Origin of the sequence: Anabaena sp. UHCC 0451 (genome assembly GCF_034931405.1) — a bacterium.
Classification (GTDB): domain Bacteria; phylum Cyanobacteriota; class Cyanobacteriia; order Cyanobacteriales; family Nostocaceae; genus RDYJ01.
The window spans coordinates 46,372-63,577 of sequence record NZ_JAYGHA010000022.1 but is presented as its reverse complement, the minus strand read 5'-3'; the positions used below and the strand labels follow the sequence as shown (position 1 = coordinate 63,577).

Below are 17,206 nucleotides of genomic sequence, written 5' to 3'. Positions count from 1 at the left end.
GATTTTTTCAAAATTCAAATATGAGTCCTATATTATCTTAAACTTTAGGAATTGATTAGTCAATTAAACCTCTAAATTAAACTAAAGCTGCTTCAGGAATAACACCTTGCATTTTCCCAAAAGTATCAATTAAAGTTTGCAATTGTTGTTCTGCTTTAAATACACCTAAACCCCTTGCTGTTACCTTTCCCGGAGAATAAACAAAACGAGAACGCATACTTTCTTTTAAATTTTCTGCTAATAAATTCCAAGCTGGTTCTTCCATTGGTGTTTCTAAAACAATATGCTGTTTATTTTCTGGTTTAATGCGACTAAATCCGAGATTTTTGGCTAATTGTTTTAATTCCATCACGCGCAATAATTGATTGGCTGGAACTGGTATAGCACCATATCTATCAGTCCATTCAGCAGCAATTTGTTTTAATTCATCTTGTGATTTTGCAGTTGCAACAGCGCGGTAAGCACTCATTTTTTGATCAAGATCAGTAATGTAGGTGGAAGGAATAAATGCAGTGAGATTCAGGTCAACTTGAGTATCATCAACTCTGGGTATTTCTTGACCTCTAATTTCTCGAATTGCTTCTTCTAACATTTCCATGTACAAATCAAATCCAATTGCATCCATTTGACCAGATTGTTCTGCACCTAGCAAGTTTCCCACACCACGAATTTCCATATCTCGCATTGCTAATTGATATCCAGAACCGAGTTGTGTGAATTCTTGAATTGCTCTTAATCTTTGTCTGGCTGCATCGGATAATTCTCGTTGTTTGGGGTAAAATAACCATGCGTGAGCTTGAATACCGGCACGTCCTACCCGACCCCGTAATTGATATAATTGAGATAAACCAAAACGGTGAGCATCTTCTATTAAAATTGTATTGACTCGCGGAATATCTAAACCCGATTCAATAATTGTTGTACAAACAAGAATGTCAGCGTCATTATTTCCGAAAGTCAGCATGGTTGATTCTAACTCGCTTTCGTCCATTTGACCATGAGCGATCGCAAATCTTCCTCCTGGTACCATTTCCCGTAAATTTGCAGTGGTTTCTTCAATTCCATCTACTCGCGGTACTACATAAAAAACTTGTCCACCCCGATCTAATTCTTGACGAATTGCACTTCTGACAATTTCGGGGTTTAAAGGTGCGAGATGGGTTTGAATTGGTCTTCTGGTAGGAGGTGGAGTAGTAATTAAACTCATTTCCCTAATTCCTGATAATGACATATATAAGGTTCGGGGAATGGGAGTTGCAGAAAGAGTTAAAACATCAACTTCAGTTTTTAGGCTTTTGATTTTTTCCTTTTGATTAACTCCAAATCTTTGTTCTTCGTCAATTACTAAAAGTCCTAAATCTTTAAATTGGACACTTTTTCCTAATAACTGATGTGTCCCCACAACTATATCTAATTCTCCAGTTGCGAGCCGTTTTTGAATATTACGTTTTTCTTCAGCACTGCGAAAACGATTGAGTAAACCTACATTCACAGGATAGGGTGCAAAACGTTCTTTAATTGTGTGATAATGTTGTTGAGTTAAAATTGTCGTTGGTGCTAAAAGTGCAACTTGCTTTCCTGCGGTGACAGCTTTAAAAATCGCCCTAATTGCTACTTCTGTTTTCCCAAAACCCACATCTCCACATACTAACCGATCCATCGGTCTTTCACTTTCCATATCCCGTTTCACATCTTGTACCGCTTTTAGCTGATCTGTGGTAGGTTGATAGGGGAAAGAATCTTCCATTTCTTCTTGCCAAGGCATATCCTGGGGATAAGAAAAACCCTGTTGCTGAGAACGTGCTGCATACAATTTTAATAAGTCTACCGCTAGTTTCTTAATGGCTTTTCGGACTTTATTCTTGGTATTATCCCAAGCTTTGCCGGTCATTTTATGCAGTTCTGGGGGTTTATCTGCATTAGTTCTAAATCGGGATAAAGAACCAACTTGATCAGCAGCAACTCTCAGCACACCATCAGCATATTGAATTACTAAATAATCACGGGTTTCATGATTAATTGTCAAACTTTCTAACTTGACAAATTTACCAATACCATGACTACGATGAACAACATAATCTCCCTGACGTAATTTATTAGGATCTACTTGTTTAGATGTCGCTTGACGACGTTTACGGACATAGCCAAAATTAGCTAAAGAATGTTGTCCATAAAATTCTCTATCGGTAACAATAACTAACCGAAAAGAAGGTAAAATAAAACCTTCTAATTCTGCTAAACCGGAATATTTGAGAGCTATGGGGATATGATTAATTTGCAGTTTATCAATAGCTTGATAATCGCGGGGATTGGGGATAAATTGAGCAGGACAATCGTGTTCTTGGAGGAGAGAAACAGAACGGGAAGGTTGAGCAGAAATTATCCAAACTGCAAAATTGCGATCGCGTTCTTGTCGAATTGTTTCTCCTAACTTAGCAAATTGGTGAGGGGTGACAGGTAAAGGTCTACTCGCTAAATTCAGTCCACTATTTTCTTCTGATAATTCCGATAAATATAACTTTTTAAAATTGCCAATTTCTGCTAAACACTCATCAAAATTTCGATGAATTTTAGGTAATTCAACCGAAAAATGTAGGGGCGAAGCATTTGGAGAACTATTTTTTGCAACCACCGATAATTGATCTTCCAAATGCTTCGCCCCTACGGACCATTGAGTTTCAGCATTTTCTACCCAGCGATCGCTATGAGCATAACATTGTTCTGGTTCATCAATAGCAACAAGAGTATTTTCTGATAAATAGTCCAGCAATGAAGCAGGTTTTGCAAAAGCCAACCCCAAAAACCGCCGACTTCCTTCTTGTAAAGACGTTCCCTGAAACGTCTCTACATTTTCTGTAAGTGCTGTGTTGATAATTGGTGTAAAACTGGTAGGGGTGAGGGTGATTTTTTCCACCTTATCCAGGGCAGAACGCTGTGTAGAGGGGTCAAATTCCCGAATTTGTTCAATTTCGTCTCCAAACCATTCCAAACGCACAGGCAACTCGGAAGATACCGGAAACACATCCACAATATCCCCTCGTCTACTCCATTGTCCTTCTGTTTCCACCAGGGGAACTCGTTCATAGCCCAAAATCGTGATTTTTTCGCTGAACTCATTTAAATCGTATTCCATCCCCTTTTGTAAAGTTAGACAGAATGATTTAAACGCCTCCGGTGGTGGTAAATGCGGCTGTAATGCCCCCACAGTAGCAATTATGGCAGTTTTTTGTTTTGACAATTGACCACTGACCAAATCAGCCAAAACCTGCATTTGACCCCAACTGAGTTCATTTTCAGGGTCAAAGGGTTCATAGGGAGAAGCTTCGGAAGTGGGGTAAAAATGGACAGTTTTCCACCCCATTGCTTCCATTTGGGCGAAAACTCGGCCAGCTTCCTCCAGAGTGGCACACACCACACATAAATTCTGATCTTCATAGTTTGCTAATGCTGAAGCTACCATTCCCTTGGGGAGACGAGAAATGCCATTTAACCGCAATTCCTGTTGTTTGTTGAGTTTGGTAATGAGTTCTGCGGTGAGAGGCGATCGCGCCAAAGCACGCACAATGGAAGAAAAGGCCATAAGTTTTACGCTAAATTGGAAATTGTTGTAGATACAAAAATCTAGAAGTAGTTTATATCAACCATTTTAAAAGTTTTAATCCCACTCTTGACGATGAAGGGGAAAGAATCAAGCTTAACTACTACTTTGTGTATATTCAAAGTATTGAGAGAATCACCTTAAATATTAGATACTAAGAAATACAGCAGATTGCAGATCAATGATGTACAGAATCTAAATTGAAACCTATACACAAAGCTTGTACGGGCGAAGCATTCGGAAAATATCCTTGTATAAAAATGGATAATTTATTGCTTGAATGCTGATGCTTACAGCACGCTTTGCGAACGCCCCTACGATTCCTACTCCTGCTGTAATTAATATCGGCTGAATTTTCATCGCCTGATACATCTACTCTTTATAGCGACAAGTTTAAAAATGTCTTCCATCAGTTTTGAAATTTTAACAATTTTGGTGCTAATTTTAGCGAATGGGATATTTTCGATGTCTGAGATGGCCGTAGTCTCAGCCCGGAAAGTCAGACTACAGCAGTTAGCCAATCAAGGAAATATTAACGCCAATGCTGCATTGAGATTAGCAGAATCTCCCAACCATTTTTTGTCTATTATTCAGGTGGGAATTACACTCATTAATATCCTGAATGGTGTGTTTGGCGGTGCTACCATTGCCAAAAGACTAGAAGAGTATATCAAGCCAATACCCATTTTAGCTAATTATAGTAATGCGATCGCTGTGGGGATAGTGGTTTTAGTTATTACCTATCTTTCCCTGATTGTCGGTGAACTTGTCCCCAAACGCCTCGCTTTAAATAACCCCGAAAGAATAGCCGCTTTGGTGGCTATACCTATGACTGCTTTAGCTAAACTAGCTTCTCCTATAGTTTATCTTTTAAGTGCATCTACAGACTTAGTGTTGCGAATTTTGGGAATTACACCTTCTACTGAACCTCAAGTGACTGAGGAAGAAATTAAAATTTTAATTGAACAAGGGACAGAAGCGGGAACATTTGAAGAAGCCGAACAGGACATGGTAGAAAGAGTTTTCCGGTTAGGCGATCGCCCCGTTAGTTCCTTAATGACACCCCGTCCTGATATTGTTTGGTTAGACTTGGATGATTCCCCCGAAGAAAACCGCCAGAAAATGTCCGAAAGTGCCTATTCTCGCTATCCCGTATGTCAAGAGGGACTTGATAATGTTGTAGGTATTATCCCTGTCACCGATTTATTAGCTAGAAGTTTACGTCAAGAATCCTTTGATTTAACAATTGGTTTGCGTCAACCGATATTTGTACCCGAAAGTACACGGGGTTTAAAAGTTTTAGAGTTATTTAAACAAACCATCACTCATATCGCTTTAGTAGTCGATGAATACGGAGTAATTCAAGGATTAGTAACTCTCAATGATATTATGAGTGAAATTGTCGGTGATGTTCCCGCAGGACCAGGACAGGAAGAACCACAAGCTGTACAACGGGAAGATGGTTCTTGGTTAGTAGATGGGATGTTACCAGTAGAAGATTTTTTGGAACTTTTTGATATAGAAGAATTAAAAACTGAAGAAAAGGGTAGCTATCAAACTTTGGGTGGTTTAGTTATTACCCATTTAGGACGTATACCCACAGCAGCTGATCATTTTCAATGGCGAGGTATGAGAATTGAAGTCATGGATATGGATGGTAATCGTGTCGATAAGGTATTAGTTGTACCAAAAGTAATGTAAATAAGATCCCCGACTTCTTTTGTTTATTGTGTCCATAAATGATAAATTGATCTTAGAAGTCGGGGATCTGGGTATGAAAGATTGCTATAGCTGAATACTTACGAATTAACTCTGAGATAACCGCTTTACTTCTTCACCCTTTAACATTTCATGAGCTTTCGCTAACATCTGCGGAATTTTATCAGCATGAGGACTATTAATTAGACATTCTCTCAAATCTAATTCTGCTAACTTATCAGCCCGATTACCAGGAAACCAATCATTACCATTACCTAATAAATTATAACGCATTTTCCCATACTCAATCATGTCATAAACTAAGGCTAAATTCAGCAACCACAAAATCACTTTAATATTTATCTGTCCTGGTGTTTCTTCCCAATTAGGTAAATTTAGATCCCAGGTTTTTGCCCAATCTTTACCTAAAGTTTCTCTGACTGCATTTTCTAACCGTTCAATAATTGGTGGTAATATTTCTTCAGCTTTATCTAATAATTCTAAAGTCTTTAAATGTTCATCAAAATCAGTCGGTTTAGCAGCACCAATACTTAAAGTATTGACTTGGAAATGACTCAGACAAAACAAATCATTAAACACCATCGGACTCAATGGTTGACAAAGATTTACTAATTTTTCAGAAGGTTGATATAACAAACCTCCTTTATTAGCAGGGCTGATAATAAACACACCCATATCTAATTGATTAGCTGCTGCAATTGCTGACCAATTCCATTGATTTATATAGTACCAATGTAGGTTTACATAATCAAATTGATTGGTATTAATTGCTTTTAAAATTATCTCAAGTGGTGCATGGGTAGAAAAACCAATAAACCTGACTTTTCCTTGTGCTTGTAGTTCTTTAGCAACTTCTAAACAACCACCATCATTAATACTATAATCTAAAGCTTCCGCAGTATTAATACCATGTAATCCCAATAAATCAACATAATCTAATTGAAGATATGTCAAAGATTTTTCAAATGTTTTTCGGAACTCTTTCGCATCTGCAACAGGAGGAACTTTAGTTTGCACAATTAACTTTTCACGGGGAAATTTAGGTAATACTTTCCCTAACTGCATTTCTGAAGTTCCATAAAACCTTGCAGTTTCAATATGATTAATTCCTAACTCAACCGCACGATGAATAACAGCTTCTAAATTTTCTTGATTATCTTGAGGAATTTCTTCTGGTGCAACATCCTGCCATTTAAATTGATAACGCATTCCTCCGCAGGAAAACACGGGCATTTGTAAGTTTGTGCGTCCAAATCTTCTGTATATCATCACGTAATTTTAGATAATCATAAATGTAATTAAAAAAAGCAATCTTTTTGCGTCTTTGCGTCTTTGCGTGAGCTTTTTCATAGGTGGGAAATACCCACCTTATTGATTTTAACTACATTTGCCGAACAACAGGTTTTCCATCAATCACTTCACCAATCAAAACCAAATCAACACAGTTAACAAAGATGCCATTTTCCAAAACACCGGGGATATTATTCAGTGTTTTTTCTAAATTTACGGGGTCATCAATATTATCAAATGTGACATCTAGTACCATATTACCTTGATCGGTGATCACGGGTCCAGCTTTTTTCACACCCATACGCAGTTCAGGTTGACCACCGAGTTTCTTAATTGCATTAATCACAGGGGTAATAGCCATAGGAATAACTTCCACTGGGACAGCAAAACTAGAACCCAAGCGAGTGACTAACTTACCACCATCAACCACAACAATAAATTGCTCTGCTAGGTAATCTACCACTTTTTCGCGGGTATGTGCTGCACCACCACCTTTAATCAAGTTTTTGTGGGGGTCAACTTCATCAGCACCATCAATAGCAATGTCGATGTGGTCAATAGCATCTAAAGTGGTGAGAGGAACGCCGTACTGTTTTGCTAACACTTCCGACTGAAATGAAGTGGGGATACCGACAATATCTTTAAGTTCACCAGACTTGAGGCGATCGCCCAAAAACTGTATGGTGTAAGCTGTAGTTGACCCCGTACCCAACCCAACAATAGAACCTGATTTTACCAGGGCGGCGGCGGCTTTACCAACTTCTTGCTTCATCAACTTCACGGGGTCTGCTGCTACGGACATTCCTAAACTCCTGAAAATTTCATAAAATGAAAGATACTCTCACAGCCGAATATACTACAAAATGGGTAATTTGTAATTGCTTAGAAATTAAATCTAAAAATTAATCATTCCTATACTAAATAATATTAATAATTCATAACAAGATAAAATCTGCAACTTTAATAATTAAACAAGCGTCACTATAACTGAGCAATAAATACAGGTTGAAAATTATCATAGACATGAAAAAATTACTAGGTATATTGACTTTAGTAACTTTGCTGCAAACCTCTCCAGTATTTGCCCAGGAAGCAGCTACAGAACAACTACCTGCTACTAATTCAGATTATATCCAAAAAGTTGTAGAAGCAAAATTAATGGATAACCTACCCGATGGAAAATTTTATCCAGAAAAGTTAATTAGTCGGGCAGAATTAGCATCAATTTTAGTGAAAGCTTTTTATTTAGATAAACGACAAGCAGCTAAACAAGAAAAAGCCATAATCATCCCAGATGTGCCTAATTATTATTGGGCATATCAAGATATTCAAACAGTGTTGAAAACTGATATTATGAAAGGTTATCGGGGGAATATGTTTTTCCCTAATCAAAAAGTTACTAGGGCTGAAGGTTTAGCAATTTTTGCCCAAGCTTATGGAGTTTTTCAGTTTTCTGAGCCAACCGTCAACGAAATACTAAAATCCTACCCTGACCAAAATTATATCCCGAAATGGGCGAGAAGAGCGATCGCTACAGTCATCAGTGAAGGATTTATCAACACAGACACCGATGGTAATATCAACCCCTTACGTCCCATGACCCGTGGTGACATGGCTTATCTGTTAAATAAATATTTGGAACGTCAACAAAAACAACCGCAAATGCCCATAGTTCCCGGTATTTTATAATATATCGGGACTTACCCAGAATATCTTTCAAATCCTCATTCCTTGGTATTCTTTGCATAAGGATTGACAGGATTTTTTTTGATGAATTTGTCTGCATTAGGATACCCAGGATGAAAGGATTTACAGGATAAAAGTCATATTTTCCTCCGTTATCAACTAACAAAAGGATTCTCAATCTTTAGTCCAGTAATTCCTTTAAAATCACTGACATTTCTTGTTACTAAAAATGCGTCTTGATTTATTGCTGTAGTGGCGATAATTGCATCCGGAAGTTTAATTTTATATTGTCGTTTGATTTGGATTGTCTGATTTTCAATTTCTCGTAACAATGGAACTGTGTTAAACTGAGATAGTAAATCTTCAATAGACTGTTCCTCCTCTTTTGATAAGCCGGCAAAACTCAGTAATTCAATGCAGATAATTGGTGAAACTAGAATTTCGTGCAAATTCAAAAACTCTTCTGTAAACCATGAATTAACTGTTATATCATCGCCTAGATAGTAAATAAAAATATTGGTATCATAAAGATATCTCATTCTTACCATTCCTGACGCAGAGTATCTAAATGAGCTAACATTGCTGCTTTTTTATGCTTTAAAATTCCTTTTGCTTGAATAATTTTTTCATAGTCTTTTTTCCAATTTAATAGCATTGATTCTGGTACATCTACCGTAATTGAATCTTCATCTTGAGACACAAGATAATGTCTTGGTATTTTGATTAATGGCATAGTTTTATGCTCCTGTTTCTCTCAATTCAGATTGTAACATATTGTCTGATAGCATAGCGTGGCGTAAGCCATATCAGGATAACCAGGATTATAGGATTTACAGGATAATTGCATTTACAATATTCTTAGTTATTAATACTTTGAGGATGAATAATCGTAATTTCGGGAACAGCTATAAAATCTTTGGGATTTAAAGTTAAAATATGGCTGATATTATGAGCAAGCATCACGGCTAATATGTGTATATCATGAGTGCGTTTACCAGAAATATTATATGTTGTTACTAAATTCAACCAAATAGAAAATACATTTGGTGTTTCTTCTAGTAAATCAAATTGATTTATTAACATTTGTACTGCTTGAGTAGTTTGTTCTACAGTCCATCCTAATCCATTAACATTAACAGGACGAGTAGCAACAACCCAAAATTCAATGATTACTTGAGAGGTAATAAAACATTGACCACCTCGTAATAAAATTTGAGAAATAGTATTCCGTATCAGGTTATATTCCAGAGATTGAGAATTTGCAAATCTAAGAATAATATTGGTATCGAGTAAATAGCTTTTCATATTCCTCTATCATCATAAATATTTTCTCGACGCAGTGCTTCATCTGATAGGGTAATAGTACTTTGAGGAAATTGAGATAACCATTCTTGAAATTGTGCTACTTTTTCTGCTGAGGTTAAATTTTCCTGTTTTGCTGCTGGAATAATCTTTTTATGAGAAAGTTTAGATAGAAAAAGTTTCTGATCTTCGGGAGTTAATTTGGAAACAATTTCTACAAGGGAGTCAACAAGTTGTACATTCATAATTGTTTATGTCATTTACTAAGTTATAGGCAATATTACACTGTATATCAATTATAAACCCTAAACTGTCTGAATCAGGATATCCAGGATGAAAGGATTTTCAGGATGTTTATTGTCTACATCAAATATAGCATCAATTAATAATTAACTTGATCAATATCGGTGTGAATAAAGTCATTACCTTTGAATAATAAAGGTTGATTTGTAGATTTTGCTAAAGCATAAGAAAAGCAATCTCCCATATTCAGTTTTGCAGGATGACGGCCTTTACCAAATTTCAAAAATGCTGCACTTGCTAATTGTGCCTGTTCTACAGTAAAAGGTACAATAGTTATATACAATGCTGCAATTAATAAATTCAGATTTTCTATACCTTGCTGACCATGTTTAGTACCTAAAACGATAGATGCTTCCACATAACCTGAAGAAGAAAGTAAACAATCTGCACTTTCGTTAATAAGTTCAATAAATATCAATTATTCAGGTTCAGCATAAATAATTGCTATAATAGCAGAAGTATCAATAACCATTATAACAATACTAAAACCCACAGTCAGTTTATTGATTTATTACCTAGTGAATATTTAGTTTCTTAAACTCAAAATACTCATATTCAATTTTTCTCCTCCTTCCTTTCCTTCCTTTGCTCCTTTGCGACTTTGCGCGAAAAAAAATATCCCCTTCCAAAACCAGGGGATATTACAAACTTGTTCTTTACCCGTCAAAAAAATTATCAACCAGCAACCAAAGCCGGCTCTTTCACAGATTGCAGCAGTTCAGTATAAAGCGAATCTAACTGATTAGCCACACCATCCCAGCTAAACTTACTCATCACCCGCATATTTGCAGATTTACCCAATTCTGCACGCCATTCTGGATTACTAAGAATACGGTCAATAGCATTACTAAAAGCGGTTACATCTTGAGGTGGTACTAACAATCCAGTATTTTCATTCACCACAGTAAACTGAAGTCCACCCACATCACTAGCTATAACTGGTGTTCCGCTGGACATCGCTTCCACTGCTACCAGTCCAAAGGGTTCATAATGACTCGGAACAACGCAAACATCAGCCGCAGCGTAATAAGTTGGGAGGATATCCTGTTTGAGAAGACCAGGGAAAACAGTACATTCACTCATACCTAATTCTTTCACAATTCCCTCAATGCGATCGCGTTCTCTACCATCACTATTACCTGGTGTACTTCCCCCACCAATCATCAATTTTAAGTCTTTGTCACCATAAAACTGTGACTCACGCACAGCACGCACCAAGGTTTCTATCCCTTTACGTGGGTCAAACCGTCCTACATATAAAACAACCTTATCTTCTGGTTTAATTCCTAATGCTACTCTTGCAGTCTCTCTATCAACTGAACCAAAGCGGCGAATATCTGTACCACAAGGAATAATATCAATGTTTCCTTGATGGGAAACCAAAGTTCTCATGTGTTGTTTTTCTTGTGGACTTGTAGCCACAATTCTTTCCGCTGTTTCTAATACTTCTTTTTCTACTGCTAGGCGTTGACTCGCAACCAAAGGAATATTTTCGATTGTGTTATATTTGACTATTCCTAAAGAATGGTATGTGTGAACTTGTTTACTTCCTTGGATTTGTTTTAACTGCAATCCTACCCAGCTAGATAGCCAGTAGTTAGTATGAACAACCTCATATTTAAAACCATTTTCTTTTTGAAATTTCAATAACTGTTCCACAAATTCTGGCAAGTATTTAAAGCCGTTATCCCGTGGGACAAATTCTACAGGTCCGGCTGTTAATCGAATGGTTCGACAGCGGGGGTTATGTTGAACAATATCTTCTTGGTCAGCACTCACTTTCCGGCTAAACATATCAACTTGCCATCCTAGCTGGGATAGTGCTTCACCCACTTGACGGACATACACATTTTGTCCTCCAGCCTCCTCTCTCCCAATTTCAATCGCTGGATCACCGTGGACTGAAATCAAGGCAATGCGTTTGTTAGTGGTAGAGTTCATAGGTTTTGTGTTGTTGATTGTCACAAGGTAGTATGCAGTTCCAAGTTGGCGTTGTTCACGCTTACCTGAATTCTTTAGAAACTTCGATTAATCTTTATTTTAATTTAAAAATACTTTTTCAGTATCGATATTTTAGTTAAATCTGCCTAATTTTGTATATTAATATTTAATACTTATAATAGATGAAATTCTATTTTATTTGTTATATAAGCGAACGAATATTGTCCCTGACAAATGGGAGATTAATTACTCTATAAATAAATTTTTCAGTGACTTTAATCTAGGTTTGAAACTCAAATTTCCAAGCTTTTAATTCAGTAGTTTAAACTCTTGATTTAGTCAAAATACTAATGATAACTCCCTGTCAATTCAGGGCAATGAATTGTCAAAGACTCTCCCCTGTCATCAGACTTTGTTGGTGAAATTACCTTTTGGATAATTGTATTGACTTATACTATTATCTCGAAGTATATTTTTTTGTTAAATAAGCTACATTTTTGTAAAAAACTTACATTAGGGAACTGGGGACTGGGGACTGGGGACTGGGGACTGGGGATTGGGGACTGGGGATTGGGTAAAATTCATCAACTCCTGCCTTTTGCCTTTTCCTAATGACTAATGACTAATGACTAATGACAAATAAAATTGAGCAGTGCGGATAGCCTAGTCTGGCTTTCAGCACTGCTCAATACCTCTGTTATTGTTGGTTGCACAAAAAACAGTCCACGAAGGGTGGTGATTTCCGATGAATTTAGTAGCTTTAGATGCAATAGAACAACCAAAAATTAAAAATCAGCAAGCATCATTTGTGATTTTTAATTTTTAGCTCTTTCGCTAGAGGATCAGTTGGTAGTTTGTGCTGCTAACATTTGCTTGAGCTTTTCTAAATCAGCAGCCCAACGAGGATCTGGACGAATCGCGTCTGAATCAACTGTAGTAGCTGTTTCACGAGAGCCACTACCACCACCACCACGTCGAGACTTCTTAGCGCCTTTTTCACGACGATTTTCTCTATTGATGCTAGGTACTGGGGCGCTAGTAGCTTGACTAGCAGCTTTGGGAGCTTGATCTTCACCTTCGTCACCTTTGGTACGAGGTAATGCCTTTTCTAGCTTGATGGCGGTGTCTTTGAACAATTGACCATTATACTTTTCAATGATTTGGTCTGCTTGCTCGTCATTGTTCACAGTCAAAAAACCGAAACCACGACATTTGCCTGTTTTTCGGTCTTTAATCAACTTGGTGGTGACAGCATCGCCTTCAGCTGCAAATACTGCTTGCAACTCTTGACGATCTATTTCTTCTTTGGGCAAATTACCTATATATAAGCGAATGGACATGAACTATATCTCCAGAGTTGAAATGAACTTGTATTGACGACAACAATCACTTGGTTTTGGCTTTTCAATAGATACTATTAACTAAAATCGCCATCAACCAATTTTTTTAATCCAAACTATCAATCTCATAGTTTCAAACTGCATAGACCTTGATATCATGCTGTCTGTTTATAGGGAATAACCCCGACAGGGCGAACTATAACGCCCTCTATCCCTCGACTAAATGCTGTCGGGATTACTTTTCTTAAAATATTCAAACTACCATTTACATCAGCGTGAATCAATAAACCATTACCTGCTCTATATAGCTTAGTCCTAATTCTTTGACCACTAAATTTGACCTGGTGAGCATTAGTCTCTCCCTCAGTAGGAATTGGATCTTGATCCAAAAAGGAAGCTATACTAGTATAGGATACCTCAGCAATCAATATCTTAATTCCCACTAATTTGGCTTTATAACTCAACTGTTGCACAAATCGAGTGTAGGGAATAAACACAAAGTCTTGCTGCTTTTTTCCACCTAAGTTAGCATTCTGCTGGTATAGGGGATTTTGACCAATAACTAAAGTTCCAATCCTATTCTTCACCATCAGGTCAATAATCAAGCGACTAGCTTTATGCAGATAATCATCTAATCGAAAATTCCGCTTTTTAGTTAAACGTTGCAATCGTTTAGAGGTCTTTTGATGAGTCGGTAGTAAAGATTGCAATTGAGCTTTTTGTTGATTGTAATGACGATTAATTGACTTGATAATTCGCCCTTTGACAAGAACTGGCACAAATCCAGGCTTGTTAGTAGTTAAGGTAGCAAGGTTATCTATGCCTAAATCAATCGCTGCCATAAAATCTGGCTCTAAACCATAATCTAACTCCTTTTTTTCATAAACAACTTCTACCACATAATGGTCAATCTTGGGTACAATCCTCACTTGATACAGACGGGAATAATCTAAAGATGTAGGAATGTAAATATGGGTTTGTGACAGATGAATCAATCCTGCTTGGATGTTGGCGTTACTCACTGCCTGAGCCGGATAAACTAATAAATGTCTACCCTTTTCTTTGTGTTTATACTTGGGTAATTTAGGTCTGCCTATAAATTTATTGTTATCTTCTGTATAGTTCTTAATTGCTGCAAAAAAGCTTAACCAATTGCGATGTAAACCTAATAATACTTGTTGTGCTACTTGATCGGGTAAAGCCTGATAAGTTTCAGAAGATTTTAGTTGTTTAGATAAAAAATTCTCATCGAGATATTTATTATTAAAAATAAAACTTTGGCGAATATGAAAGTTAGCGTAATTGTAGAGATTTTTGGCGGATACACACAAAGCGTCAATCTCCTGATAATGGAGATGATTTCTTTGAATAATATGCCGCTCAACTAATTGCATGATGATGTTTAAAATTATGCTTATATATACTAACTTATGATTATAACCTAGTCAAGACTTTCAATACTAATTTTTATAGCTATCATTACTGGGCTACAAGATTTGTGACTATTAATCATCTAATACCATTTTAATTCTCAGAGTTATAAATTTAATAGCTCACCGTCCACCGCAGTAAATGAATTTTTCCTAGCTTTGATCAGCAGAATTAAATACCATTTCTTGACAGGATTACGGCATTTCCTACTTAGCTAGTTTAGCATCTACATTTTTTCCATACAATTTTAACATCTTAGCATACAATACATTTTTTCCACAAGAGGATTTTGGAAGGCAAAAACCAGCCATCGGCTGGTCGATTTGCTACTGTGTTGGGAGAATTAAGGTATTGAATTTACCTTTGGGGGTAAAATCCCCGGTGCAAAACGTAATTCTAAATTCTGCATTCTTTTAATTATCCCGCCACAGATTGGGCTGTGAGCATAACATAAGCACCCCAGGCTTGGGCGATGACGGCCAAAACAGTAGAAAAAATGGGATGGGGACTATTAATGATTGTTCCACTTTGAGTTTCTAAGGTTTGAATATCGATCCAAGGTGTTGCGCCTCGTCGTAACCAACCTGTGACGGTGATTTGTCTGCCAATCAATTCTTGGGGAGTGGCTGAGAGTTCTAACCAAGGAATATGGTGTAGTTTTACTAAACCTGCGCTGGATTGTAAAATCAGGTCTTGGGCTAAACAGTTGCAATGGCCTCGACGACCTAATAATGTCCCCACAATACGCACACTGACACTATCAAGTGGTAAAGCGACGGGGTCTGTGAATAGCTTCAGAATTTGGTCATCACCTTGTAGAGTGAAGGGTTTGATTTGAGGAAAAAAGGCATTTAGGCGCATGACTGTACCGATGCTAAAGCCAATCATTAAAAAACCTGTAACAAAAGACCAATCATCATAAATCCATTTCAGGTTTAAAAAATGAAAAGCATAAGCGGTTTGCCAAGTTAACCAAAACATACCTGCTAAGAATAAACCTAAAGGAATACCCAACCAAGGGGCAATTTGTAACAAAAAGGATTGAGGTTTAACGGAGGAAAATTCTGAATTGGTGAGATGTAGTTCAGTTTCTAGATGCCAATGACGGGCAATTTGACAGAGGTGTTGGAGGCGATCGCCCATTAAAGGATGACTGTTGTTAATAGTAAACCATTGCCGATAAGGATTGCAGTTTTCCCATATTAACAATGATTCCCAAGGTAGCTGACCTGCCATACTTCCCAAAGAAAGGCTTTGTTGATAGCCAACTGGGGCGAGGATATTCAGGCTTTCTAGTTGCCAGCAGGTATGCTTTTGTTTTTTGATATCATCAGCAATACCCACGGTAATTTTCAGTAAAGCCCGAATTAGTCCGTTAGGATTACCTGTGATTTCGGCTGCAATGCGATCGCTATGATAAAGTCGCAGTCGGGAATTAAGCAAAGTTGTCCCAGTCAGTAAACACCAAATTCCATAACTCAAACTAGCTGCACAACAGCTTATCCAGCGAAAAATGGGCTTTTCAGTTTTATTTCCCCAAGTCGATGCTTGCTGATAGATTTTATAAAATGGCAAAGTCACCAGCAACGCCAAAGACATAACCAAAAAATCCCAACGGTGAATTTGCCCTAAAGCCATAGCATAGATACTAGCTATTTCATCATCTGTTAGTGCTTCTAATAGTCCTTGGCTAATAACAATCCGGGCTGTACGGGGGAGATTACCATAGGTGAGCATCATTGGTGCTGCCATTGGTAAAATCTTCAGCTTGGGAACAGGACACTGGCGCAGTTGACAAGTACGCTGTATGATCCTGATTGATTCACGACTATGGCTATACAAAATATCTTTAGATAACTGCTGCTGTTCATAAAATTCTGCTAGTAGCCAATCTAGCAACCAAGGAGACAATCCCAGCAGAATCAATAATAAAACTAATATTAATGAACTAGGATTGCTATATAAAAATGACAATGGATTTACATAAGGTAGTTTGTCTAAAATCTGGTTGGTTAAACCCATAACTAACTCAAGCATGACTTGCAATACCCAAAACAAAGCCATGAAAGTGCCTAAAGCTAGTAGTCGGGAAGGTATTAAGTTATATTTACGCAGAGGTTGCCATACTTTAGCTCGTCTAGCTTGTCGCCAATAAATGCTAACTTTTTCTGTTGTTCTATTCCCAGAAATACTGAAGCTTGTATTTTCTAGATCAGTGTTGGGAGTATTGTTTTCTGAGATGTTTTTTTGTTGCTTTGTTGATTGAAGAGAATTTGTAATATTATTTGAATTGAGCCTTTTTTGACGTTTAATCAAGTGTTCAAGAGCGCGTTCTGCCCACTCTTGAACTTCTGAATTATCACTCTCGATTAAATTTTTGCACAAGGCGATCGCTTTGGAAATTTCACCTGTGCGTGCATAAGCCATCACTAAACCAACCTGAGCTTGCAAGCTAGTATTGCTTTGTTCTGAGCTACTGGCAATAGGTACAAGTTGAGTAATTGCTGAGTAGTAATTTCCCTTTTTGAGGGCAACTAAACCAGTCTCCAAAGATGATTGTTGAGATGACGACATAGAAATTTTGGCACTCCAATTT

Annotated in this window: 14 protein-coding genes; 2 read left to right on the top strand and 12 right to left on the bottom strand. The window is 37.3% G+C overall.

Annotated features, from left to right (window positions below; genetic code table 11):
* Positions 1-76 precede the first annotated feature (76 nt).
* Entirely contained in the window at positions 77-3,580 is a 3,504-nt protein-coding gene (mfd, locus tag VB694_RS16240; protein ID WP_323361366.1) for a transcription-repair coupling factor, read from the bottom strand.
* 417 nt (positions 3,581-3,997) lie between these two features.
* Between mfd and VB694_RS16235 the strand changes: the two genes are divergently transcribed.
* Positions 3,998-5,299 (top strand): hemolysin family protein, encoded by a 1,302-nt coding sequence (locus VB694_RS16235; protein WP_323361365.1) that lies wholly within the window; start codon positions 3,998-4,000, stop codon positions 5,297-5,299.
* 105 nt (positions 5,300-5,404) lie between these two features.
* On the opposite strand, the gene VB694_RS16230 is transcribed toward VB694_RS16235, so the two are convergent.
* Both VB694_RS16230 and rpiA read right to left on the bottom strand, forming a co-directional pair.
* Positions 5,405-6,586: an aldo/keto reductase gene (locus tag VB694_RS16230; RefSeq protein WP_323361364.1), complete on the bottom strand. Its 1,182-nt coding sequence runs from the start codon at positions 6,584-6,586 to the stop codon at positions 5,405-5,407.
* Between the two features lie 112 nt (positions 6,587-6,698).
* A complete protein-coding gene (gene rpiA, locus VB694_RS16225; RefSeq protein ID WP_323361363.1) occupies positions 6,699-7,409 on the bottom strand; it encodes a ribose-5-phosphate isomerase RpiA in 711 nt (236 codons plus the stop codon).
* A 221-nt stretch (positions 7,410-7,630) separates the two neighbouring features.
* Here rpiA and VB694_RS16220 point away from each other — a divergent pair, with 221 nt between their 5' ends.
* Positions 7,631-8,296 carry an S-layer homology domain-containing protein gene (locus tag VB694_RS16220; protein WP_323361362.1) on the top strand — a complete coding sequence of 222 codons (666 nt, stop codon included), beginning with the start codon at positions 7,631-7,633 and terminating at the stop codon, positions 8,294-8,296.
* 152 nt (positions 8,297-8,448) lie between these two features.
* Here VB694_RS16220 and VB694_RS16215 read toward each other — a convergent pair whose 3' ends face one another.
* From VB694_RS16215 to VB694_RS16175, 9 genes are all read right to left on the bottom strand, one after another.
* Positions 8,449-8,832, bottom strand: a complete 384-nt coding sequence (locus tag VB694_RS16215; RefSeq protein WP_323361361.1) for a type II toxin-antitoxin system VapC family toxin — start codon at positions 8,830-8,832, stop codon at positions 8,449-8,451.
* Positions 8,833-8,834: 2 nt separating this feature from the next.
* Positions 8,835-9,026, bottom strand: a complete 192-nt coding sequence (locus VB694_RS16210; protein WP_323361360.1) for a hypothetical protein — start codon at positions 9,024-9,026, stop codon at positions 8,835-8,837.
* A gap of 125 nt (positions 9,027-9,151) precedes the next feature.
* Positions 9,152-9,598, bottom strand: coding sequence for a type II toxin-antitoxin system VapC family toxin (locus VB694_RS16205; protein ID WP_323361359.1), 447 nt, complete (start codon positions 9,596-9,598; stop codon positions 9,152-9,154).
* Positions 9,595-9,840 carry a hypothetical protein gene (locus tag VB694_RS16200; RefSeq protein ID WP_323361358.1) on the bottom strand — a complete coding sequence of 82 codons (246 nt, stop codon included), beginning with the start codon at positions 9,838-9,840 and terminating at the stop codon, positions 9,595-9,597. The genes VB694_RS16205 and VB694_RS16200 overlap by 4 nt, the downstream gene beginning before the upstream one ends.
* A 137-nt stretch (positions 9,841-9,977) precedes the next feature.
* Positions 9,978-10,316 (bottom strand): type II toxin-antitoxin system VapC family toxin, encoded by a 339-nt coding sequence (locus VB694_RS16195; protein WP_323361357.1) that lies wholly within the window; start codon positions 10,314-10,316, stop codon positions 9,978-9,980.
* A gap of 257 nt (positions 10,317-10,573) precedes the next feature.
* A complete protein-coding gene (locus tag VB694_RS16190) occupies positions 10,574-11,839 on the bottom strand; it encodes a glycosyltransferase family 1 protein (RefSeq protein WP_323361356.1) in 1,266 nt (421 codons plus the stop codon).
* Positions 11,840-12,681: 842 nt separating this feature from the next.
* On the bottom strand, positions 12,682-13,179 hold the full coding sequence (locus VB694_RS16185) for an RNA-binding protein (RefSeq protein WP_323361355.1): 498 nt from the start codon (positions 13,177-13,179) through the stop codon (positions 12,682-12,684).
* Between the two features lie 155 nt (positions 13,180-13,334).
* A complete protein-coding gene (locus VB694_RS16180) occupies positions 13,335-14,573 on the bottom strand; it encodes a transposase (RefSeq protein ID WP_323361354.1) in 1,239 nt (412 codons plus the stop codon).
* Positions 14,574-15,027: 454 nt separating this feature from the next.
* Positions 15,028-17,184: a M48 family metalloprotease gene (locus VB694_RS16175; RefSeq protein ID WP_323361412.1), complete on the bottom strand. Its 2,157-nt coding sequence runs from the start codon at positions 17,182-17,184 to the stop codon at positions 15,028-15,030.
* Positions 17,185-17,206 lie beyond the last annotated feature (22 nt).